This is a genomic window from Xanthomonas sp. WHRI 7065, assembly GCF_040203115.2.
GTDB lineage: Bacteria > Pseudomonadota > Gammaproteobacteria > Xanthomonadales > Xanthomonadaceae > Xanthomonas > Xanthomonas arboricola.
Genome location: NZ_CP168194.1, coordinates 52,157 through 75,470, shown reverse-complemented (window position 1 = coordinate 75,470; position 23,314 = coordinate 52,157). Strand labels below are relative to the sequence as shown.

Below are 23,314 nucleotides of genomic sequence, written 5' to 3'. Positions count from 1 at the left end.
GTCACTGCCTCCGGCCGAGAGGGCGCCAGCTGCTCGCCGTCTGCGCGTGCTGCACAGTCTCGGCGAGCAGCGGCCTGCGGCGATCAGCCCTCGATCTGTGTGGCCAGCCCCTGTGCGATCGCCTCGCGCATGATGCGCTGGGCTTCCTTGTCGGCGCGCACGCTGGCGGCGGCCTGCTGGCTGGCCAGATCTGCCTGCTCGGTGGCGAGCGCCGCCTGCTGCCTGGCCAGCGCCTGCATCCGCTGTTGGGCGCCGCTGCGCTGCATGGCCTGTTCGGCCTGACGTACTGCGCGTTCTGCTTCCCGCGCCGCACGCTCGGCGGCCTGCTGTGTGTGCGCATCGGTGTCGAGCAAGGATGCATTGACGTGCTTTGCGGCCGCGTCGGCAGCACGTGCACCCAGCTCACCCATCTGCGCACCCAACTCGCCCTGCTGCTCGCCGAGCTCGCCCTGGCGCTCGCCCAGCGCGCCCTGCGCCTGGCCCAGTTTGGTGACTGGCGCATACACCGCATTCAAGCGCTTGAAGGTGTCGGGATCGCGCACGACGTACTGCTTGCCATCCTTGCGGAACCACATCAGCTGGCCATCCTTGCCGGCCAGACGACGCACATGCTTGAGATCGTCCACCGAGCCATTCATGACGCTGTCGTTGCCCTGCAGCAGCACGTAGGCATCGCGGTCGGGGTCATGCGACAGGTTGATCTGGCCGTGCGTAGAGGTGGTGGTGAAGGTCTGGCTGGTGGATGACGCCGCTGCAGCCGGTGCGGCGGCGTTTGCCGGTGCGGCGGTTGCTGCCGCAGTTGCCGGTGCAGCTGCAGCGGCGGCAGTGGCCGGTGCCGCTGTGCTGGACACGCCGGCAGCTGGTTTGGCCGGTGCGGCCGCTGATGCGGCAGCAACAGCCGGCGCTGCGGGCATGGCCACCAGGCGCAGCGGCAGCACGCCGGTGATGGCCACCGCGCCCAGGATCAGGGCCGCGCCAAACCGCGGGAACGAGGTCGGGTTCTGCAACATGAGCAATCTCCGTTTGAGGCTGAGGAAGGACGGCGAGGCGCTGGCCACGCCGCCGTGCGGGCGCGGTGCCACGCCCAGTTGCAGCAACAGCCGGCCATAGTCGTGGCGGCAATGACGGTGGCCTGCGACCACCGCGGCATCGCAGGCGGCCTCGCGGGCGGTGGCGTATTCGCGCGCGGCCAGATGCACCAGCGGGTGGAAGAAGAACAGGTGCTGGGCCAGCGACGGCAGCAAGCCCCACCACAGATCGCGCCGGCGCAGATGGATCAGTTCATGGGTCAGCGCCATGTCCAGATCGTCGTCGGCCATGTGCGGCAGGCGTGCGGCGGGCAGCAGCAAGACCGGGCGCCAGGGCCCGATCAACTGCGGCGAGACGATCTGCTGCGACAGCCATATTTCCGGCGGCTGCGACAGGCCATGCGCTTCTGCGGCCATGCGCAGTGCGGCGACCAGGGCACGATCGGTGCACGGTGCGGCAGCGCGTACCAGGGCGCGGCTGCGTCGGTATGCGCGCACTGTGCCGAGCGCCATCACTGCAACGCCGGCAACCCATAACGCGGCCAGCCACAGCGCCCAGGACGGACCGCTTGCACCCTGCAGCACGTCTGCCGCGCCCGCGCTGGCGACCGCGCTGGCGCCGGATGCACTGGCATTGGCCATCACCATCGGCGCCAGGCTATTGCCGGCAATCAAGGCAGGCGTGGGCGTGGCTGCGGGCAACACCGGCAACTGCAGCGGCGCGTTCCACAGCAGGCCAACCACGGCCTGCACGCCTACCAACCACCACAACCAGGTTTGCGTGGTGGCCGGCAAGCGCTTCACCCCGCGGCACAGCGCCCACACCGCCAACGCCAGCACGGCGGTCTGCACGCTGGTGGCGCCCAGTCTCCAAAGCAAGGCTTCGATCATTGGCGACATGCTCAATCCTCCTTGCGCTGCGACTGCAGCTTGGCGACCAGGGCTTCGAGCTCGGCCAGCTCGCTGTCACTGACCTTGGCGCGCTGCGACATCCACGCCACGAACGGCGACACCGAGCCCTGCAAGGTCTTTTCCACGAACTGCCCAACCGCCGAGCGCACCACCGCGTCCTGCCCGCTGGTGGCGCTGTAGCGGTACATGCCGTCCACCTGCTCGCGGCGCAGGAAGCCCTTGGCGCGCAGGCGCTCCATCATGGTCAGCACGGTCGAGCGCGCCAGCCCACGCGGCTCACCGAACGCGGCCGCCACTTCGCCGACACTGGCCTGCCGTTGTTCTTCGATGTGTTGCAGCAGGGCCAGCTCCTGGTCCCCGATGGTCTTGCCACGCATGCCGCTCTCCATGACTACAGTTGTCGCTACCGTAAGCGTGACGACAACTGTAGTCAATAGGTCGGATGGCAGGGGGGCCAAGGAGAGCGTTGCCGCGGTGCGGAACTCGGCGGCACGCGGACGGGCGTGGGAGCACGCTGCAGGCAAGGGCTGAGAATGAAGAGCCGGTCGCTCTACTGCTCCGTGGATCTTCCACAGCTCTACGAAAGCGCACGCGCCCACTCCATGGCTGGCTCCGACTTCCAGGATGGCCAACCAGCTGGAGGGCTGCGTGCGATCTTTGCACTACTGCCAGGGAAATAAGGTCCGTTCAAGACTGCACGACCCGAACAGACGATAGGCTGGCGAGGCGACTGTCGCCGCCCCGATTCTGCTGTTCGCACCGGTCACCAGCGCGAAACGTCCTGTCAGTTGCAATGGCATCAATGCGGCGATCAGCAAAGACGCGTTGCGGGTCTACGCAGCTGCATCGAAGGACAGCGACGCGGACAAGTCGCGTTGCGCATCGATCTGCGCTTGAACGGTTTTCAGATCGGTTTCGACGATGTCCATGGCGTCGGCGCCCGCCACAAAGCGCAGTGGCAGCTCGTCGGCGCCGGACAGCGCCACCAGCGCAGCGGCGAGCTTTGCAGGATCGCCGCCTTGTTGGCCGTTCATGCCCTTCCATGCAGCAATCGTCTGCGCCGTGCGCGCCGCGTAGTCTTCAATGGAGAGTTCGGGCCAGATCGTCGAGGCGCCTTCGACCAGCAGCTCGGTCCGGAAGAATCCCGGCTCGACCGCCATCACCTCGATGCCATACGGCTTCACGTCATAACGCAGCGACTCGACCCAACCTTCCAGCGCGAACTTGGAGGCCGCATACGCTGCGCAAAATTCCATGCCCACGAAGGCGGCGGTGGAGGTAACGGTGATCACCTGACCGCTGCGCTGCTTGCGCATGATCGGCAGAACTGCGCGCGTGACATTCAAGGGGCCGAAGAAGTTCGTCTCCATCTGCGCCCGGAATTGCGCGTCGCTGATCTCTTCGAAATAACCGGCGTAGAAGTTGCCTGCGTTATTCACAAGCACATCGATGCTGCCGAAGCGATCGACCGCGAGCTGCGCTGCGGCCTGCGCGGCGTGCGGGTCGGTGATATCGAGCGCGATAGCCAGCAGATTGTCGTGTGACCCGATCGCTTTCGACACGTTATCGGCATTGCGCCCCGTGGCGACGACGCGGTGGCCGGCGTCCAATGCTTGCCGGGCGATATCGGTCCCCAGCCCTCGGCTGGTGCCAGTGATGAACCAAACGTTGTTGTCGGTCATGAGATCTATCTCTGTGTGTTGATCGGCTGTCACCCACGCATCGCGCAGGTGGTGAGAGGACGTGGTAACTGCATCCCTGCGGGCCTGCTACGCGTGCAGGGTCCGCCCACGGAATCTGCAATGGCCATGTGTGTTCTGCTGGCCAATCGGCGGCTGTTGGATGCAACATAGCGCAAGGCCAATTAACTGATTAGCCCATATAATCCGCATGCACCTATAAACTGGATTTATGAATGCGCCGAGATAACGTCAACGACTTCCTGGCCTTCATCGCAGTCGCGCGCGAGCAGAGCTTTACCAGAGCAGCTGCCCAACTGGGGGTCTCGCAGTCGGCGCTGAGTTATACGGTTCGAACGCTCGAGGCGCGCCTGGGTCTCACCTTGCTCACGCGGACCACGCGCAGTGTGTCGGTCACCGAGGCCGGCGAACGCCTGCTCAACCGCATCGGCCCGCACTTCGACGAAATCGAAATCGAGATCGCCGCGCTCAGCAGCATGCGCGACAAGCCGGCGGGCACGGTGCGCATCACCACCGTCGAACACGCTGCCGAAACCATTCTCTGGCCGCGGCTTGCGCCGATGCTGCGCGAATACCCCGACATCAACATCGAAATCATCAGCGAGTACGCGCTGAGAGACATCGTGGCCGACCGCTATGACGCAGGCGTACGGCTGGGCGAGCAGGTCGACAAGGACATGATCTCGGTGCCGCTCAACCGCGATTTCCGCTTCGCCGTCGTCGGGGCGCCCGCTTACTTCGCCAACAGAAAACGCCCGGTCAGCCCCAACGATCTAACGCAGCACAGCTGCCTGAGGCTGCGCCTGCCCACCCATGGGGGGACGTACGCGTGGGAGTTCTACAAGGGCGGGCGCGAATTGAAGGTTCGCATCGACGGCCGGGCCACTTTCAGTTCATTGCGGATGATGCACCAGGCAGCGCTGGACGGCCTGGGCCTGGCCTATCTCCCGGAAGACCAGGTGGCCGCCGACCTCGAAGACGGCGCACTGGTGCAGGTGCTTGGTGCCTGGTCGCCGCCACGGCCGGCATATCACCTGTATTACCCGAGCCGCCGACAGCACGCGCCGGCGTTTGCGCTGGTACTCGAAGCGCTTCGCTACCGCCGCCCCTGACATCGCTGCAGGCCGGCTCAACGCCGGCACTCGGCCAATACGGCCGACTAAGAAAACGGCCTTCTAGGCACATTCGAAATTAGCCATCTAGTCTCTTAATCGCCAACGGCCTATCGTCGTTCGGGCAAGTCTTCCCAGCGCATCGCCGCTCAAGACCTGAACCCGATCAGGCTCGTGTGCAAGCACGGCCCATCACCGTGTCCATGGTCTTGGTATCTCGACAACGCGCGCAGGGGTCACCGTCCGTGTGCACGCATCTGAGCAGGAATCCAGACCATGCAGCCTCCCAAACCCAGTAACCCGGGCCTTTCCAACTCGAACCTGATCCTGGCAAGCATCGGGGTTGGAACCGAACTGCCTGAAGCATCGGTAGCCCCGGTTGGCGTCTGCACCGGGCGCCGTTGTGGTGAGCGTGCGCCGATGCCGGATCACTTTCTCTGTGGACGTTTCGGTGTGCTCCAGCGCCATCGCCCTGTCGATCAGGCGAGCGGGCGCTTTGAGGACGTTGATCTTTCAAGACCTCGGACAAACAGCTTTCAACTCTTGCAAATGATGGAACCCCTGTAATGACTTCAACAGCGCTTCTCCAACCTCTCTCACTTGGCAATGGCCTGACGCTGCGCAACCGCATCGCGATGGCTCCGATGACCACATGGGCTGGCAATGCCGACGGCACGGTGTCCGATGCAGAGGAGGCTTATTACCGGCGACGTGTCAGAGGCGTGGGACTGGTGATTACCGGTTGTACGCATGTGCAGAAAAACGGGATCGGATTCACCGACGAATTCGCCGCGTATGACGACCGCTTCATTCCCAGCCTGAAGCGGCTTGCAACCGCTGCCAAAAGCGGAGGTGCGCCGGCGATCCTTCAACTCTTCCACGCCGGCGTCAAGACCAGCCCGGAACTGGTCTCGGACATCGTTGCCGCAAGCGCGGTTGCCGGCGACGCTGGCCCCTATGCACCGGCGGTCGTGCCGCGCGCGCTTGCCGATGAGGAAATTCAGGCCGTTGTGCGCGCCTTCGGCGAGGCAACCCGTCGTGCCATCGAGGCAGGCTTCGACGGTGTCGAGCTGCATGGCGCGCACGGGTTCCTGCTGCAGAACTTCCTGTCCCCACATTTCAATCGCCGGACCGATCGTTGGGGCGGCTCCCTCGATCACCGCATGCGCTTTCCTGTCGCGGTGGTGCAGGCCGTTCGTGACGCCATCGCACGCCATGCCAGCACACCGTTTGTGCTGGGCTATCGCATCACCGTCGACGAACCGCACGCGGACGGCCTACGCATTGCCGAATCACTCGCGCTGGTCGATCGCCTGATCGATAGCGGTGTTGACTATCTGCATGTGTCGCTGGGGGATGCGCTTGAAGCGCGCCCGGTCGATGCACCCGACGGCCCGAGGATCATTGAAGTCCTGCGGGATCATCTGGCTGGCCGCGTGCCGCTCATTGCAGCGGGCCAGATCCGGACACCGGAACACGCCGAGGACGCGCTTGCTGCGGGAGTCGGTGTGGTCGCGGTCGGCCAGGGGCTGGTGATGAATCCGGACTGGGTCGACTTCGCGACGGGCGATGCACAGGGAGAGGTCGCATTCGATATCGCCGCGTCCGACGTTCAGCGTCTTGCCATTCCCGCCAAGCTTTGGGCGGTTATCGCGAGCACCACAGGGTGGTTCAACGTTCGAAAAGCCGCCTGAGTCCAGCGGAGATGTGGTGTTGGCCGGCCAGCAGTGGGAATACCGGCCACGGCCGCAAGCCCGATGCCCACGCGCGATCCCTTAGCCCCACCTTCAAAAGGAAATGCGATGTCAGCAACCCTTCCCTTGACGCTCGACATCAATGGCCAGCGCCACCAACTTCGCGTCGACGTGCGTACAACACTGCTCGACGCACTGCGCGAACATGCCGGCCTGCCGGGAACGAAGAAGGGCTGCGACCACGGACAGTGCGGGGCCTGCACGGTGCATCTGGATGGCGAACGCGTCCTGAGCTGTCTCACCTTGGCGGTCCAGGCAGTGGGCCATCAGGTCACCACGATCGAGGGCTTGCAGGGGCCCGATGGTGTGATGCACGCGGTCCAGAGTGCATTCGTCGAACGCGATGCCTTCCAATGCGGTTACTGCACGCCTGGTCAGATCATGTCGGCTGTCGCCTGCATCCGCGAAGGTCACGCAAGTACTGACAGCGAGATTCGCGAGTACATGAGCGGCAATCTCTGTCGCTGTGGCGCCTATCCCCATATTGTCGCGGCCGTGCGCGATGCGGCCAGCCGCCTTGAGAAAGAGACCGTGCGATGAGGAGCTTCGACTACCTGCGTGCACAGGATGCCGCCATGGCGATTGCCGAAGGCAGCAAACCGGAGACGAAGTTCCTTGCCGGAGGAACCACGCTGCTCGATCTGATGAAGCTCAACGTCGAGCGCCCTGCACGCCTGGTCGATCTCACCGGAATCCAGGGCCTGGACACCATCGCGATCTCGGTCGATGTCATCCGTATCGGCGCGCTTGCCAAGATGAGCAGGGTTGCCGATCACCCCGACATCCAGCAGCTCGCTCCTGCGCTGTCCCAGAGCCTGTGGCGTGCTGCCTCTGCGCAATTGCGCAACATGGCATCCATTGGCGGCAACCTGATGCAGCGGACCCGTTGCACCTACTTCCGCGACCCCGGCGCCTATTCGAACTGCAACAAGCGCAACCCCGGCTCCGGATGCGCTGCGATGGACGGTATGAACCGGAATCATGCCGTGTTCGGAACCAGCGATGCCTGCATCGCCATCTATCCGGGCGATCTTGCGGTGTCGCTGGTGGCCTTCGATGCGGTGGTCCTTCTCCAGGGATCCACGCAACGGCGGATTCCGGCCGATGCCTTCTTCCTGCTTCCAGGGCAGACGCCGCATCTTGAGCACGCGTTACGACCGGGCGAGATCATCATCGGGATTGAAATCCCGCGCTCGCCCGCACTGAAGCGCTCGCACTATCTCAAGGTCCGTGATCGCGCGTCCTACGAGTTCGCTGCAGCCAGCGCCGCGGTCGGTCTAGAAATGGAAGCCGACAACACCACCATTCGGCAGGCGCGCATCGCCGTAGGTGGTGTCGCAACCAAACCCTGGCGATTGCACCAGGTCGAAGCATTGCTCAACGGCGCCACGCTCGACGAGAGAACGCTGCGCACTGCGGCCGCAGCATCGGTCGATGAGGCGAAGGCGAGCGGACACAACGCGTTCAAGATCGCTCTGACGCCCAGTGTGGTGGCACGCGCTCTGATGCAGGTAGGAGGCATCGCATGACCCACAAGACCGAGCTGGAACTTGACCGCCGCACCTTCATCAAACTGGGCGTGGGTGCAGCGACAGTTGCCGCCACCGGCGTTGGCCTGGCCGGTGAGGAAGCCGCCGCAAGTCTGCCTGCCCACGCCGAATCACCATTGGGTGCGCGCCTGTCGCGCGCGGAAGGCCCGTTGAAAGTCACGGGCAATGCCCGTTATGCAATCGAACAGACGCTGCCGAACATGGCCTACGGCGTCACCGTGCAATCCACCCGTCCTGCCGGGCGTGTGGTCGGTATCGACACATCGGCTGCCCTGGCCTTGCCCGGGGTGATCGATGTCTACACCCAGCAGCATCCCTTGAAACTCAACAAGCCAACGGTCTACAGCAAGGGCGGCGGCGCGACCGAGGAATTTACGCCACTACAGGACGATGTGATCCGATTCAACGGCATGCATCTCGCGCTCGTGGTCGCCGACACCTTCGAGCAGGCAACCGAAGCGGCGAGCTTGCTCCAGATCGACTATGCAGACGCCACGCCCATCCTCGACCTCAACGACGCCAAGGCGACACCGCAGGTTGTCGATGCGATGGGGGCGACGTGGGGCGATGCAGCGGCAGCGCTGGCCAGCGCCGAGGTGAAGGTCGATGTCGCGTACACGACCGCGCGCGAATACAACGTGCCGTTGGAGCCGCATGCCTGTATCGCCTCGTGGCAGGACGGCCAGATGACCGTCTGGGAGCCCAGCCAGTGGGTGGGAGGCGCGCGACGCGTGGTGTCGGAATGGCTGGGCATCGATATCGAGAAGGTACGGGTCATCTCGCCTTACGTGGGCGGCGGGTTCGGCTCCAAGATCGGGGCGCATCCGCATGTGGGACTGGCGTGCGCGGCTTCGCGGCAGCTGGGCAGGCCCGTCAAGGTCTCGCTGACCCGACCACAGACCTTTACCGGCCTGGGCGGGCGTCCTGCAACGCGGCAGACGCTCTCCATCGGTGCATCGAAGGATGGACGAATCAGCGCGATCGTCCACGAGAGCTGGAACGAGACCGCCATCGACGAGGTGCATGTCGAGGCCTGCAACAATGTCACCAAGATCATGTATGCCACACCGAACTTTTCGTCCCGGTTGAACGTGGTTCCGGTGCACACCGTCATGCCCGGATGGAAGCGCGGCCCCGGCGAGAATCCAAGTGCCTACGCGCTGGAAAGCGCCATGGACGAGCTGGCCTACGCGCTGGACATGGACCCGATCACCTTGCGCCTGGCCAATTGGGCCGACATGGATCCCAGCAGCAAGTTGCCGTGGACGACACGGCAGCTGCGCGAAGCCTATGCGGCTGGCGCCGAGGCTATCGGCTGGTGGAAGCGCAACCCGCAACCGCGCTCGATGCGCGAGGGTCGCGAGCTGATCGGCTATGGCATGGCAGCGGGCGCCTATCCGATGATCCGCACCGCCAGTGAAGCCAGGCTCGTGTTTCACGACAGCGGAAAGATCGAGGTGCTCAGCGCCGGTACCGATATCGGAACCGGGACCTACACCATCCTTGCGCAAACCGCAGCAGCGGCCCTGGGCGTGCCTGTCGCAAATGTCGTGGTTCGCCTAGGCGATACCGTGCTGCCCCGCTCCGCGCTTGCCGGTGGCTCGCAGCAAGCCAACAACCTGGCCGGCGCAGTCGACCGTGCAGCGCGAAATGCGCGTGCGCTCCTGCTGGCACTTGCAGCGACCGACCCGCGCTCGCCGCTGGCGGGCGCCAGGCCTGCCGAACTCGTCTACAAGGACGGCTACATCCGGCCCGCGCGGCGCCGTCGTGGCGGTATCGCCATTGCCGACCTGCTTAAGGCGGTCGGAAAGAGCAGCCTGGCGGTCGAAGGCAATACGTTCGCCGCCGATGCCACCGAGCAAATGAAGAACGAGGCCGATCGCAGTTTCGCGCAACTGAAAACCGCGCTGGAAGGCGGCGTCTCGGCGCACAGCTGGTGCGCGCAGTTCGTCGAGGTCCGCGTCGACGAGGACTTTGGCACGATCCGCGTCAAACGCATGGTCTCGGCATTCGATAGCGGGCGCATCTTCAATCCGAAACTAGCCGAGAGCCAGTGGATCGGCGGCATGATCATGGGGCTCGGGCAGACGCTTCTCGAGGAAGGCCACATCGACCAGCGCGACGGCCGCACCGTCAATGCGAACTTTGCCGACTATGCGATGCCCGTCAATGCCGACGTGCCTGACATTGAGGTCATCTCCGTGGGCATTCCCGACCTGCAGGCAAGCGCGCTTGGCGGCAAGGGCGTGGGTGAGATCGGTGTTGTCGGCGTCGCACCGGCGATCGGCAATGCGGTCTTTCATGCCACCGGCAAACGCATCCGCAGCCTGCCGATCACGCTGGACAAGCTTGCCGGACGATGAGCACGCACGATGCACGCGTCAGGCGTTGGCGACCGAGGTGAGGGATGGCTGGGAACCTTTCGATCGACAGCGGACTCTCGGCCGCTGTGCCGATGCCCTGTGATTGGCGCAGGTGCAACGAGCGCAGCGCTGGCGCGCAAGCAGTGGTGCTTGCCGCAGCGCGCGCCAGCAGCGTTGACGGCGTGCCCACCGCGCTCGCCGTCGTGCTCGACACCGAAGGGTCGGTGTATGCCAGGCAAGGCACGCTGGCACTGTTCGGCTCGGGTCGGCATGTGGGGTGGCTCAGCGGCGGTTGCCTGGAACCTGCCCTGCTTGCGTGTGCCGAGCTGGCGGTTGAAACCGACACGTTGCAGCTGCTTGAGATCGATAACCTGGAGGACAGCGCCCTGTTCTCCGCTGGCGCGACAGGGTGTCGGGGCCGCCAACTGGTCGCGCTGTTTCCAGTCAGCGCCGTCCCTTGCCTGGACGCCGCCATCGACACCTGGTCTGCAGGCGGCGCGTCACTTGATGTGACCGTCATGGCCTCAGGCAAAATCCGCCTCGGCTGTGCGGCGCACATCAGCCAATGCGTGCTCGCGGCCGTGTTGCCGGAGCATGTGCAACCGTCCAACTGCTGGAACATTCGCATTGCGCCACCGCCGCGCGTGTTGGTGCTGGGGGCCGGCCCCGAAGCGACCTACCTTTCGGCGATGTTGCAAGACCTGGGCTGGCAGGCCAGGTACAGGGAGCCGCGCGCGACGTGGCGTCACCGCAGCGGCGCAGCGGCACTCGATGCATCGGTGTCCGTCCCGGCGCTGTTGGCTGATTTTTCGCCGGATGCGGTGCTGTTGATGCACCACAATTTCGAACTCGATCTTGAGTCGCTGCAGGCGTTGGCAGCCTCGCCTTGCGCCTTCGTGGGACTGCTTGGCCCTGCCCGCCGGCGCGAGGATCTGCTCAGGTTCGTCAAACCTGAACTGCGCGCAAGGCTGCTACCGACATTGCGATCTCCGGTGGGACTGCGCTTAGGCAGTTCCGGGCCAGCCGGAATTGCACTGAGCGTCTGCGCGGAGTTGGAACAATGGAGGTCTGGACGTTCTCAGTGGGAGTGACCCACGTGCGCTGAACCTGGGCGTGCGGCCGGCACCAGATCCACGATCTGCTCGGTCGCCGCGTCGACAGCAGCGCGCGTGTACAGCAACGGAAAATACGTGCCTTGCAGCCACATCGGTGCAAGGTCGCGGTAATGCGGGCTAGCCGGGTCGCCGGATTGGCCTGGGTAGTTCATCGCGCGCGAGTTGTCCCAGTTGCCGAGGTCGATGATCAGCCGTGCGGATGGGCCGATGGTCTGGCGGAAATCGCTGGGGTCATAGCTGGATTGATTCGGCGTGTACGGGCTGCCGCCCTTGGCGAACGGGCCGACATCCAGCAGCGCACGATCGCTGCCGACCGCCGCGCTCATCGCATGCGAGACCTTGTTGACGTGTAGCTTGCCCCACTGCCACTGCGCAGGATCCGGGCCCTGCAGCTCCACCAGCGCCAGGTACGCGCTGCGTAGCGACTCCAGCAGCAGTTGATCGCGGCGTGCCGCCGGTGCGGGACCGAAGGCCGCGCCTGGATGTTCAAGCGCATCCATCAATACCGCTGCATCGGGCAGTCCGAAGGTGGCCGCCTCCGACGGACGCAGCACCAGCGCCTTGTAGGCATCGCCGAGATAACGGCTGAACCACAGCTCCTCCAGCGCAGCGGCGGCGGAGGTGGCGCTCACCGTGCCGTCCCAGGGCTTGAGCAAGCCGAGCGCCGCAGTGGTGGCCTCGTCGTGCGCCTGCAGCGGGGCGATCAAGGCGACCAGGCGCTGCGCCAGCAGCGATACCTGGTCGTTCTGCAGTCTTTCCGAATCCTGCAGGCTCACCGTCGGCAGCTGCGACAGCACCTGGGTGATGCGCGCATGGCGCGCGTCGTTGGCCCATTCGAAGCCGATCTTGCGCTGCGCATACGGATAACCGGCCGGCAGATTCATCTCGTTGGACGTGGTGATGAAGCCTGCCGCCGGATTCTTCGCCGAAGGCAGGACATCGGCGTTCCAGAAGCCATCCCACTCGTAGCGGCCGTCGCCGGGCACCGGCAGCAGGCCGTCCGAGCGCGGGCGGCGCGGCGTCATGCCGGCAGTGGCCCAACCGATGTTGCCTTTGATGTCTGCGTAGACCTGATTGACCGATGGTGCGCCCCACTGCGCGAGCGTAGTCTTGAACTGCTCGAACGAAGTAGTGCGCAAATACCGCAGCGAGCCAAGATACGGCGCGGCACCGGGTTGGCTCCACACCGAGCGGATCGCGTAGGCGATGTGCTTGTCTGCATCGATGTAGATCACCGGCCCGTGGCGGGTGAATTGCAGCTGCGCGTCGACTGCTGCGCCATCGCGCACCGCGATGGCGGCGTGTTCGGTGTGCAGCGGCTCCCACTTGCCGTTGTACCAATAGGACGCGTTGTCGGCCGGGTTCAGGCGATAGACGTACAGGTCTTCCTGATCGATGTTGAAGATGGTCAGCCCGAACGCGCTGGTCTGGTTGTGGCCGATTGCAACCCCGGGTGCAGTCGGCTCGCCGGCACCGATAACGTCCAGGCCCGGGCTGTTGAGGTGCACGAAGTAGCGCAGGCTGGGAACGCTGTAGGCACGGTGCGGGTCGTCGGCCAATACCGCGTGACCGGTGGCGGATTTTTGCGGTGCGATGACCCAGTTGTTGCTGCCTTCGGCGAAGGCTTCCTCGCCCGGCCGCAATGGCGGTGTCTGCGCCTCTGCCACGTGCGTGTCGGCGCTGAGCCTGGGGCTTTGCGTTGCCAGCTCGTAGACCTTCAAGACATCTTCGGGCAGACAAGGATCCAGTCCGTCAGGCACCATGGTTGTCCAGGCCGGTTGCAATTTTTGGCGCACGGCATCGACAGCAAGCGAGGCCTTGCACGCGACCTTGGCACGCGCCACTTCGCTTTTGACGTTACGGCTCAGGCCGGTGGTGCGGATACGCAGCACGTCTTCCGGCGCCCATTTTTCCGGGCGATACGAGAACGTGCGGAATTCATACGGCAGCGCGTGCGGATGTGCGCCCAACCAATCGATGTAGGCGTTGATGCCGGCGACAAACCGCGTCACGTCGCGCTGCGCGTCGGGCCCGTAACTGCTCCACTCCTCGGCCATGCTGCCGCGATACAGAAACAACCGCGCGGCGCGATCCTGCTGCACATACGCAGGTCCGAATGCCGCCGACAGGTGACCAAGCCCTTTGCGGCGCAGCAGATCCAGCTGAAACAGGCGGTCGCGTGCCACGTTGAAGCCCTGCACGAAAAATGCATCGTTGTCGGTTTTGGCATAGAGATGCGCCACGCCCCAGCGATCCACACGGATCTGCGCGGGCTGCTCCAATCCCGCAACTGTCAGCGTGGCGTGCGTCGGCGTGGCCGCCGCTGCGCTGTTGAGCATCAGCTGGCACACCGCAAGACACCAGAGCGCTGTCTTGCCGATCGAGATCGTGCTTTTCGCGATCTTGCGTGTCGCAATCATGCTCATCCAGATCATGCGTGGCGCACCTTGCGGGTGAAAAGAGTGGTACTCAGCGGCATGTCAGTTATCCCATAAACAGGCGCGCAGGGTGCGGCATGGGGTGCGTGGTACATCGGGTTGCCGGAGAACCAGCGGCGCGAGAAACGAATCGTGTCTGCACTCCTGGCCGCGCATCGTCTGGCGGCGATCGACACCATCCGCGTACGGCCCGTTGCAGCTGCGTCGATGGAGGCGCGCGTGCAGTGTGGCGCATGAGCGTTTGTCGCCAGGCCAACGATTGCAATGCCTCGACGTAGTGCCTTCACATGCCGGCCAGACCAAGCGCGCATGATCGTGGTTCTAGCGGCTCTTATGCTGCACAGGTCATGTCTCGATGCCGCCACAGCGGAAGGCTTCTGCGTTTTCTCTCTGGTGGCAGTCGATTACCCAGCCAGCAGCAACCCTGCAGCATCCGTCGGTGCGCGCTGCCGTGCCTGAAGGCGCGGCCCTGCTTGGCGACGAGCAGATGGAGGCGCTGGGGCACAGCCTGGCGGAGGCGCATGTGCTCTATACCGGGCCAACCCGCGAGCTGCTGCTGTCACAACTCAAATTCAACGAGCGCTCGCTCGGCACGGCCGCAGCGCGATTGGCCGAAATGTCTGCCGATGGCTTGCGCCTGCATCCGGCCGGCGAGTGGTTATTGGACAACTATTATCTGGTGGAAGAGCAGATGCGCCTGGCGCGTCAGCATCTTCCGCCTGGGTATAGCCGGCAATTACCGCGTCTGCGCACACCAACGTCGGTGGGCCTGCCGCGCGTCTACGAGCTGGGCTTGCAGGTGGTGGCGCATGGCGACGGGCGCGTGGATGCGATCACGCTGAGCCGTTTTATCGCGGCCTACCAACAGGTGGCGCCGCTCAAGCTCGGCGAGCTGTGGGCGATTCCGATCATGTTGCGGCTGGCGCTGATCGACAATCTGCGCCGCATTGCCGAGGACATCATGCACGACGGGCGCGACACCCGCCTGGCCGCGCATTGGGCCGCGTTGCTCAACGCCACGGCGGCGGCGCAACCCAAGGACGTGGTGGTGGTGGTGGCCGATCTGGCGCGCTCACAGCCACCGGCCACCGGTGCGTTCGTGGCCGAGCTGACGCGCGGCATCCAGGGCCGCGGCCCGGTGTTGTCGATGGCCAGCGCCTGGGTGGAGCAATGGCTGGCAAGCGAGGGCCACAGCGTGGAAGGCCTGGTGCACGCCGAAAGCCAACGCCAGGCGGCCGAGCAGGTGGCGATCAGCAACAGCATCGGCAGCCTGCGGTTTCTGGACGACATGGATTGGCGCGATTTCGTCGAGGCCATGAGCGTGGTCGAGCAGACCTTGCGCAAGGATCCGGCCGACGTGTATGCGCGCATGGATTTCCACACCCGCGATACCTACCGGCATGTGGTGGAACAGCTGGCGCAGCGCCTGGAGCGCGACGAGCCGGCCGTGGCCGAGGCGGTGCTGCAGCTGGCGGCGCACGCAGATGCCGCGATGCCGGTGGCCGGCCACGTGGGCTATTACCTGGTGGATGCGGGATTGCCGCGGCTGCGTGCCGCGCTTCGCGACTCAGCAGCGGCAGATACGCCGCCTCCACCGCGCCCACGCGCGCGACGCGTAGCGCTGCCGGTGTATCTGCTACCGATCGCCGTGATCGCCGTGCTGTGGAGCGGCGTGCTGCTGCAGGGCGTGAGCGCACTGCCGCCGGCGCTGTGGTGGATCACCGCTGGCATCGCGCTGCTGGCCGCCAGCGAGCTGGGCATTGCCCTGGTCAACTGGGTGGCAACGCTATGGGTGCGCCCGCATCCGTTGCCGCGCATGGACCTGCGTGCCGGCATCACGCCCGATTGCCGCACGCTGGTGGTAATGCCGAGCATGCTGGCCAGTCACGAGGCCATCGACGAGCTGGTCGGCGCCTTGGAGGTGCATTACCTGGCCAACCGCGACGAACAGTTGTACTTCGCGCTGCTCACCGATTTTCTCGATGCCGCGCAAGCGCTATTGCCTGGCGACATGGCATTGGTGGCACATGCGGCGCAGCATATCGACCGGCTCAACGCGGCCTATGCCGATGCCCACGGCGATCGCTTCTTCCTGCTGCATCGCGCACGCCAGTGGAACGCGGGCGAAGGCTGCTGGATGGGCGCAGAGCGCAAGCGCGGCAAGCTGGAAGCGCTCAACCGCGTGCTCTGCGCCAACGCTGCACCGCTGCAGGCAGCCCACGAATTCCTGCAGGTGCAAGGCGATGTCGCCGCGCTGGTGCAGGTGCGTTATGTGATCACGCTCGACAGCGACACCCACCTGCCGCGCGATGCGGCACGCGCGCTGGTCGGGGCGATGTCGCATCCGTTGAATGTGCCGCGCATGGATGCAGCCGGGCAGATCGTCGAGGCCGGTTACGGCATTCTGCAGCCGGGCCTGGGCACCGGCATGAGCGAGGGCGGCGAGTCGCGGTTGGCGCGCATGTTCGGCATCGAGCCGGGCATCGACCCGTACACGCGTGTGGTCTCGGACGTGTATCAGGATCTGTTCGGCGAAGGCTCCTTCATCGGCAAGGGCATCTATGCCGTGGCCACCTTCGAGCAGGTGCTGGCCGGCCGCTTCCCCGATAACCGCGTGCTCAGCCATGACCTGCTGGAAGGCTGCTATGTGCGCGCCGGTTTGCTCAGCGACGTGCGTCTGTACGAGCGCCACCCGCAACGCTATGCCACCGATGCCAAGCGCCGCGCGCGCTGGGTGCGTGGCGACTGGCAGTTGCTGCCGTGGTTGCTGCCGTGGGTGCCCGACCGCGGTGGCCGGCGCGCGCGCAATCCCTTGTCGTGGTTGTCGCGCGGCAAGCTGCTGGACAACCTGCGCCGCAGCCTGGTGGCCCCGGCCGCGCTGAGTCTGTTGCTGATCGGCTGGTTGTGTTCGCCCACGCCATTGCGCTGGACGCTGTGGTTACTGGTGCTATGGCTGCTGCCGGGGCTGTGTTCGGCGCTGTATGCGCTGGCGCATCCGCCCGAGGGTCTGGGGCTGCGTCATCACGCGCGCCAGGTTGGTGTGGGGCTGCGTCAGCATCTGCTGCGCACCGGCGTGGTGCTGGCCTGCCTGCCGTTCGAAGCAGGGATGCAGCTGGCCGCCATCGCCCGCACGCTGGTGCGGATGTCGATCACCCGGCGCCATCTGCTGCAGTGGGCGCCCTCCAGCGAAGTGGAACGCAGCGCGCGCAGCGGCAATGCCGAGCAACAGCTGATGGCCGGCGCCGCGTGCAGCGCGGCATTGGCGATCGCCGTGGTGGCGTGGTGGGCGCCGTTGGCGCTGTGGGCGGCGTTGCCACTGGGGCTGGCGTGGATGGCCGCGCCCTGGCTGATGGCCTGGCTGGGCGAACAACCCGCCGCACCGGTGGCGCAGTTGTCGCAGGAACAACGTGCCTTCCTCGGCGGATTGTCGCGGCGCACCTGGGCGTTCTTCGAAAGCCATTGCACCGCGCAGCACCACTGGCTGCCACCGGACAACGTGCAGGAATACCCGGTCACGGTGGTGGCCAACCGCACCTCGCCGACCAATATCGGGCTGGGCCTGCTGGCCAATCTGGCCGCCTACGATCTGGGCTACCTGACGGTGGCCGGCGTGATGACCCGCGTGGCCCATACGCTGACCACGCTGGAAGCGCTGCCGCGCTATCGCGGCCATTTCTACAACTGGTACGACACCGAAACGCTGGTGCCGCTGTTGCCGCGCTACGTCTCCACCGTGGACAGCGGCAACCTGGTCGGGCATCTGCTGACGCTGCGGCAAGGCCTGCTGGCACTGGTGGATGCACCGGCGGTGTCGATGGCGGTGTTCGATGGATTGGCCGACACCTTGGGCGTGCTGGCATCGCGAGCGCAGACACGCAGCGACGCCGCCGCCAATGCGCTGGACGCCATGTCGCAGAGCTTGCAGAGCATCCGCAGCCAGCCCGCGCTGAGCCTGCACCAGGCCGACCAAGCGCTGCGCCTGCTGCTGGCGCAGAGCCACACGATCCTGGCGCTGATGCCGGACAGCGACGACGAGCCGTGGCCGCAACGCTTGATCGACAGCTGCGAGGCGGCCCTGGCCGAAGTGGGCCATTGCGCAACCACGCTTGCCGGTACCGATGCGCACGCGACGCCGCCCCCTGGCGCCACGGTCGCCACGCTCCGGCAACTCGCCGTCAGCGACCACGCACCCGGCGTACAGACCTGGGCCGCCGGACGCGTGCAGGAGCTGCAACGGCTGGCGCATATCGCCGGGCAGCTGGCGCAGCTGGACTACGACTTCCTCTACAGCCCCGCCCAGCAGTTGCTGTCGATCGGCTACAACGTCGACGACCAGCGCCTGGATAGCGGCCATTACGATCTGCTCGCCTCCGAAGCGCGCCTGGGGATCTTCGTGGCGATCGCCCAGGGCAAGTTGCCGCAGGAGAGCTGGTTCGCACTTGGCCGCACGCTCACCGACACCGGCGCCGAGCCCACGCTACTGTCGTGGAGCGGCTCGATGTTCGAGTACCTGATGCCCGATCTGGTCATGCCCAGCTACCCGCAGACCTTGCTGAGCCGCTCGATGCGCGGTGCGGTGCAGGCGCAGATCCGCTATGGCACCGCACGCGATGTGCCGTGGGGCGTGTCCGAATCGGGCTACAACACCGTCGATACGCGGCGCAACTATCAGTACCGCGCATTCGGTGTGCCCGGGCTCGGGCTCAAGCGCGGCCTGGGCCAGGATCTGGTGATCGCCCCCTACGCCAGTGCGATGGCGCTGATGGTCGAGCCGGATGCAGCCTGCCGCAATCTGCAGCAGCTGCAGGCGCTGGGATTTGGCGGGCGTTTCGGCTTGTACGAGGCGATCGACTACACCCCCTCGCGCGTGCCGCGTGGCGAACAGCATGCGCTGGTGCGCTCGTTCATGTCGCATCACCAGGGCATGGCGCTGCTGGCGCTGGACCACGTGTTGCGCGATGCGCCGATGCAGAAGCGCTTTGTCGCCGACCCGCAATTCCAGGCCACGCTGTTGCTGTTGCAGGAGCGTGCACCGCGCGCTGGCGTGTATGTCAAAGGCCTGGCCGACGCCGCCGAGCGCCCGGTGGCCACCGAAGCCGGCATGGCCTTGCGCATCCATCGCGACCCCAATCTGCCGCAGCCGGCGCTGCAATTGCTCTCCAACGGGCGTTACCACGGCATGCTGACGTCGGCCGGTGGCGGCTACAGCCGCGCGCGCGACATGGCGGTGACGCGTTGGCGCGAAGACGGCACCCGCGACCACTGGGGCACGTTCTGCTATCTGCGCGATGTGGACAGCGGCGCGGTGTGGTCGGCCGCGCATCAGCCGACCTGCGTGCCGGTGGAGCGTTACGAGGCGATCTTTTCCGATGCCAAGGCCGAGTTCAAAGGCAGCCACCAGCGTTACGACAGCCATCTGGAAATCGCCATTTCCGCCGAAGACGATGTGGAGCTGCGCCGCTTGCGCATCCGCAACCGCTCGCGGCAGACGCGGGTGATTGAGATCACCACCTACGCCGAAGTGGTGCTGGCACCGGCGCAGGCCGACGAGGCGCATCCGGCCTTCAGCAACCTGTTCGTGCAGACCGAAATCCTGGCCGACAAACAGGCGCTGCTATGCACGCGCCGCCCGCGCGGGCATGACGAAGCGCAGCCGTGGATGCTGCATCTGGTGGCAGTGCACGATGCCGACGTGGCGTCGATCTCCTACGAGACCGACCGCGCCGCATTTGTCGGGCGCGGGCGCAGCACGCGCAATCCGCTGGCCTTGCACGCACACGCGCACGCCAGCCTGTCCGGCGCGGCCGGCTCGGTGCTGGACCCGATCGTGGCGATCCGCTGCCGCATTTCGCTGGCGCCGGATCAACAGGCGCAGGTGGACATGGTCTACGGCGTCGGCACCCAACGCGAGGCCTGCACCGCCTTGATCGACAAGTACCGCGACCGCCGTCTGGCCGACCGCGTGTTCGATCTGGCGCTGACCCAGAGCCAGGTCATCCGCCGGCAGATCAACGCCTCGCTGGAAGACGCGATGCTCTACGAGCGGCTGGCCGCACGCGTGCTGTTCGTCGACCCGCAACTGCGCGCCGACAGCGAGGTGTTGCTGCACAACCATCGCGGCCAGTCGGCGCTGTGGAGTCACGCCATCTCCGGCGATCTGCCGATCGTGCTATTGCGCATCACCGACCCGGACAATCTGGATCTGGTGCGCCAGCTGGTGCAGGCGCACGCGTACTGGCGCCTGAAAGGCCTGCGCGCGGATCTGGTGATCTGGAACGAGAGCCAGGCAGGCTATCGGCAGCAATTGCAGGACGCGATTGTGGGCCTGATCGCCGCCGACCCCGAAGCCAATGTGCTCGACCGCCCCGGCGGCATCTTCGTGCGCGCCATCGAACACATCTCGCAGGAAGACCGCGTGCTGCTGCAGACCGTGGCGCGCGCGATCCTTAGCGATGCCAACGGCACCCTGGACGCGCAATTGCAACGCCACCCCAGCGCGCGTGCGCATCCGCCGTTGCTGGAGCCCATCCAGCAACTGGACAGCGCCGATTACCTCAGCAGCACCCACGCCGCCTACCTGGACCGAACCCTGCAGGCCGCCGCCGAAGAACCGGTGCTGTTCGACAACGGCCTGGGCGCCTTCGCCGCCGGCGGCCGCGAATACCGCATCACCCTGGACGAAGGCACCGCCACACCGGCGCCGTGGTGCAACGTGATGGCCAATGCGCAGTTCGGCAGCGTGGTCAGCGACAGCAGCCCCGGCTACAGCTGGGCCGAAAACGCGCACGAATTCCGCCTCACGCCGTGGCATAACGACCCGGTCGGCGATGCCTCAAGCGAAGCGTTCTACCTGCGCGACGAAGACACCGGCCAGGTGTGGTCGCCGATGGCGCTGCCATGCCGCGGCAGCGGTCGCTACACGGTGCGCCACGGCTTCGGTTACAGCGTCTACAGCCATATCGAACACGGCATCGGCAGCGAGCTGTGGGTGTTCGTGGATGTGGAGCGCCCGATCAAGTTCAGCCATCTGCGGTTGAAGAATCTTTCCGGCCGCCCACGCCGGCTCAGCGTCACCGGGTACGTGGAATGGGTGCTGGGCGATATCCGCGCCCGCTCGCAGCTGCATGTGGTCAGCGAGGTGGATCTGGGCAGCAGCGTGCTGACCGCGCGCAACCCGTACAACACCGAGTTCGACGGGCGCGTGGCGTTCTTCGATGCCGATGCACCCAGCCGCAGCATCACTGCCGACCGCAGCGAATTCATCGGGCGCAATGGCAGCCTGGCAGCACCGGCCGCGCTCACGCGGCAGCGTTTGTCCGGGCGCGTGGGTGCCGGCCTGGACCCGTGCGCGGCGATCCAGATCCCGGTCACGCTGGCGGCCGAACAGAGCTTCGAAACGGTATTCCGCCTGGGCGCGGCGGTGGATCGCGACACCGCACTGACACTGGCACGCCAGAGCCGTGGCGTGGCCGCCGCGCACACCGCCTTGCTGGCGGTGCGCGCGCATTGGCAGCAGGTGCTGGGCACCGTGCAGGTGACCACGCCCGATCCAGCGGTGGATCTGCTGGCCAACGGCTGGCTGCTCTACCAGACCATCGCCTGCCGGTTCCTGGCACGCAGCGGCTATTACCAGTCCGGTGGCGCGTACGGCTTCCGGGATCAGTTGCAGGACAGCATGGCGATGGTGCACGCGCAGCCGGCGCTCAGCCGCGCGCATCTGCTGCGCTGCGCCGCGCATCAGTTCGTACAGGGCGATGTGCAGCATTGGTGGCACCCGCCACAGGACCGCGGCGTGCGCACGCAGTGCTCGGACGATTTTCTGTGGTTGCCGCAGGCGCTATGCCGCTATCTGGATGTCACCAACGACGCCAGTGTGCTGGACGAGCGCGTGAGCTTTATCGACGGGCGCGCCCTCAAGCCCGACGAGGAATCGTATTACGACCTGCCGCAGATCACCGCCAACATGCAGTCGCTGTACGCGCACGGCGTGCTCGCCCTGCAGCGCGGCATGGCACGGCTGGGCGAACGCGGCCTGCCGCTGATCGGCAGCGGCGACTGGAACGACGGCATGAACCGGGTCGGCAAGGACGGCAAGGGCGAGAGCGTGTGGCTGGGGTTCTTCCTCTACGACACGCTGCTAAGGTTCGCAGACGTGGCCGTGCAGCGCGACGATGCGACATTCGCGGCGACCTGCCGTGCGCACGCCCACGCCTTGCGCAATGCGCTGGAACAGCATGCCTGGGATGGGCGCTGGTACCGGCGTGCCTGGTTCGACGACGGCACGCCGCTGGGCTCGAGCGACTCGGACGAATGCCGTATCGATTCGCTATCGCAAAGTTGGGCGGTGCTGTCCGGTGCGATGGACCCGGCGCGCGGTGCGCAGGCGATGGAAGCGATGCGTCAGCAACTGGTGGATGCCGAGACCGGCATCGTCAAGCTGCTGGTACCGCCGTTCGACCGTACCGAACACGACCCCGGCTATATCCGCGGCTATGTGCCCGGCGTACGCGAAAATGGCGGTCAATACACGCATGCGGCGGTGTGGGCGACGATGGCCTTCGCGCATCTGGGCGACAGCGCGCGGGCCTGGCAACTGGCCGGCATGATCAACCCGATCCACCACGCCCGCGACGCGGCGGGCGTGCAGCGCTACAAGGCCGAACCCTATGTGCTGGCGGCCGATGTCTACGCAGTGGCGCCGCACGCCGGCCGCGGCGGCTGGAGCTGGTACACCGGCGCAGCCGGCTGGATGTACCGCTTGCTAACCGAATCGCTGCTCGGCCTGCAACGCCATGGCGAGCGCCTGCACCTCGTGCCGTGCATCCCGGCCAGCTGGCCCCAGTACCAGCTGCGCTATCGCTTCGGCACCAGCACCTACGTCATCGACGTCACCCAGCGCCCCGGTGTCGAGCCACGGCTGGAAATCGACGGCATAGCGCAAGCCGAGCTTGCTTTCACTCTGGTCGACGACGGTGCGGTCCACGCTGTCGCCCTGGACTGGCCGGGAGACGCGACATGAGCACACGCATACGCACCCACACCAATCACCAGCTTTCCGATCTGGGCAGAATGTTGTCAGTATGGCCGCAGCGGGTGCGCGACCCCAGCCAGTTCTGGCCGCAATTCGATGCCTTGGCCAAAGGCATTCTCGACGAGGCCGCCGAGGCGGATCTGCAACGCGTGCAACGTCGCTTGCGGCAGCTGTTGCACCGTCACGGACTGACGCGAAGGAGCTGAGTCGTAGAGGCGTTTGGATTCAGTCAAACGCTGAGTTAATCGAGCGCGCGGTGCCCTCACCGCTCGCGGGACACGCCGTAAACCCGTCCCTGGGGGCTCGGTGGC

General features: G+C 65.8%; 13 protein-coding genes. 9 read left to right on the top strand and 4 right to left on the bottom strand.

What is annotated here, in order from left to right:
* Nucleotides 1–83: 83 nt before the first annotated feature.
* From ABQY64_RS00280 to ABQY64_RS00270, 3 genes are all read right to left on the bottom strand, one after another.
* Nucleotides 84–1,928 carry a M56 family metallopeptidase gene (locus ABQY64_RS00280; RefSeq protein ID WP_349779603.1) on the bottom strand — a complete coding sequence of 615 codons (1,845 nt, stop codon included), beginning with the start codon at nt 1,926–1,928 and terminating at the stop codon, nt 84–86.
* A gap of 2 nt (nt 1,929–1,930) precedes the next feature.
* Nucleotides 1,931–2,329, bottom strand: a complete 399-nt coding sequence (locus tag ABQY64_RS00275; protein WP_016901597.1) for a BlaI/MecI/CopY family transcriptional regulator — start codon at nt 2,327–2,329, stop codon at nt 1,931–1,933.
* Nucleotides 2,330–2,773: 444 nt separating this feature from the next.
* Nucleotides 2,774–3,622: an SDR family NAD(P)-dependent oxidoreductase gene (locus ABQY64_RS00270; protein ID WP_104561541.1), complete on the bottom strand. Its 849-nt coding sequence runs from the start codon at nt 3,620–3,622 to the stop codon at nt 2,774–2,776.
* Nucleotides 3,623–3,855: 233 nt separating this feature from the next.
* On the opposite strand from ABQY64_RS00270, the gene ABQY64_RS00265 reads away from it, so the two are divergent.
* The 7 genes from ABQY64_RS00265 (at nt 3,856) to ABQY64_RS00235 (ending at nt 11,510) form a co-directional block, all read left to right on the top strand.
* Nucleotides 3,856–4,752 (top strand): LysR family transcriptional regulator, encoded by an 897-nt coding sequence (locus ABQY64_RS00265; protein ID WP_104554745.1) that lies wholly within the window; start codon nt 3,856–3,858, stop codon nt 4,750–4,752.
* A gap of 276 nt (nt 4,753–5,028) precedes the next feature.
* Complete coding sequence (locus ABQY64_RS00260; protein ID WP_349779602.1) at nt 5,029–5,319, top strand: hypothetical protein; 291 nt, start codon at nt 5,029–5,031, stop codon at nt 5,317–5,319.
* Nucleotides 5,319–6,446, top strand: a complete 1,128-nt coding sequence (locus ABQY64_RS00255; RefSeq protein ID WP_349779601.1) for an NADH-dependent flavin oxidoreductase — start codon at nt 5,319–5,321, stop codon at nt 6,444–6,446. Before ABQY64_RS00260 ends, ABQY64_RS00255 begins: the two co-directional genes overlap by 1 nt.
* Nucleotides 6,447–6,509: 63 nt before the next feature.
* On the top strand, nt 6,510–7,046 hold the full coding sequence (locus tag ABQY64_RS00250) for a (2Fe-2S)-binding protein (protein WP_374057694.1): 537 nt from the start codon (nt 6,510–6,512) through the stop codon (nt 7,044–7,046).
* Complete coding sequence (locus ABQY64_RS00245) at nt 7,043–8,035, top strand: xanthine dehydrogenase family protein subunit M (protein ID WP_349779599.1); 993 nt, start codon at nt 7,043–7,045, stop codon at nt 8,033–8,035. The genes ABQY64_RS00250 and ABQY64_RS00245 overlap by 4 nt, the downstream gene beginning before the upstream one ends.
* A gap of 137 nt (nt 8,036–8,172) precedes the next feature.
* Complete coding sequence (locus ABQY64_RS00240) at nt 8,173–10,419, top strand: xanthine dehydrogenase family protein molybdopterin-binding subunit (RefSeq protein WP_349779598.1); 2,247 nt, start codon at nt 8,173–8,175, stop codon at nt 10,417–10,419.
* A 44-nt stretch (nt 10,420–10,463) separates the two neighbouring features.
* Nucleotides 10,464–11,510 (top strand): XdhC family protein, encoded by a 1,047-nt coding sequence (locus ABQY64_RS00235; protein WP_349779597.1) that lies wholly within the window; start codon nt 10,464–10,466, stop codon nt 11,508–11,510.
* Here ABQY64_RS00235 and ABQY64_RS00230 read toward each other — a convergent pair.
* Nucleotides 11,498–13,873: a penicillin acylase family protein gene (locus ABQY64_RS00230; RefSeq protein ID WP_349779669.1), complete on the bottom strand. Its 2,376-nt coding sequence runs from the start codon at nt 13,871–13,873 to the stop codon at nt 11,498–11,500. The two genes, ABQY64_RS00235 and ABQY64_RS00230, sit on opposite strands and share 13 nt — an antisense overlap.
* A gap of 454 nt (nt 13,874–14,327) precedes the next feature.
* On the opposite strand from ABQY64_RS00230, the gene ABQY64_RS00225 reads away from it, so the two are divergent.
* Nucleotides 14,328–22,991: a GH36-type glycosyl hydrolase domain-containing protein gene (locus ABQY64_RS00225; RefSeq protein ID WP_374151327.1), complete on the top strand. Its 8,664-nt coding sequence runs from the start codon at nt 14,328–14,330 to the stop codon at nt 22,989–22,991.
* Nucleotides 22,988–23,209, top strand: a complete 222-nt coding sequence (locus ABQY64_RS00220) for a hypothetical protein (protein ID WP_039518066.1) — start codon at nt 22,988–22,990, stop codon at nt 23,207–23,209. The genes ABQY64_RS00225 and ABQY64_RS00220 overlap by 4 nt, the downstream gene beginning before the upstream one ends.
* Nucleotides 23,210–23,314 lie beyond the last annotated feature (105 nt).

Coding starts and splice junctions, on each gene's coding strand:
- ABQY64_RS00225 (WP_374151327.1), top strand. CDS start 14,328: ATGCCGCCACAGCGGAAGGCTTCTGCGTTTTCTCTCTGGTGGCAGTCG.
- ABQY64_RS00275 (WP_016901597.1), bottom strand. CDS start 2,329: ATGGAGAGCGGCATGCGTGGCAAGACCATCGGGGACCAGGAGCTGGCC.
- ABQY64_RS00235 (WP_349779597.1), top strand. CDS start 10,464: ATGGCTGGGAACCTTTCGATCGACAGCGGACTCTCGGCCGCTGTGCCG.
- ABQY64_RS00230 (WP_349779669.1), bottom strand. CDS start 13,873: ATGCTCAACAGCGCAGCGGCGGCCACGCCGACGCACGCCACGCTGACA.
- ABQY64_RS00255 (WP_349779601.1), top strand. CDS start 5,319: ATGACTTCAACAGCGCTTCTCCAACCTCTCTCACTTGGCAATGGCCTG.
- ABQY64_RS00245 (WP_349779599.1), top strand. CDS start 7,043: ATGAGGAGCTTCGACTACCTGCGTGCACAGGATGCCGCCATGGCGATT.
- ABQY64_RS00270 (WP_104561541.1), bottom strand. CDS start 3,622: ATGACCGACAACAACGTTTGGTTCATCACTGGCACCAGCCGAGGGCTG.
- ABQY64_RS00220 (WP_039518066.1), top strand. CDS start 22,988: ATGAGCACACGCATACGCACCCACACCAATCACCAGCTTTCCGATCTG.
- ABQY64_RS00250 (WP_374057694.1), top strand. CDS start 6,510: ATGCCCACGCGCGATCCCTTAGCCCCACCTTCAAAAGGAAATGCGATG.
- ABQY64_RS00265 (WP_104554745.1), top strand. CDS start 3,856: ATGCGCCGAGATAACGTCAACGACTTCCTGGCCTTCATCGCAGTCGCG.
- ABQY64_RS00280 (WP_349779603.1), bottom strand. CDS start 1,928: ATGTCGCCAATGATCGAAGCCTTGCTTTGGAGACTGGGCGCCACCAGC.
- ABQY64_RS00260 (WP_349779602.1), top strand. CDS start 5,029: ATGCAGCCTCCCAAACCCAGTAACCCGGGCCTTTCCAACTCGAACCTG.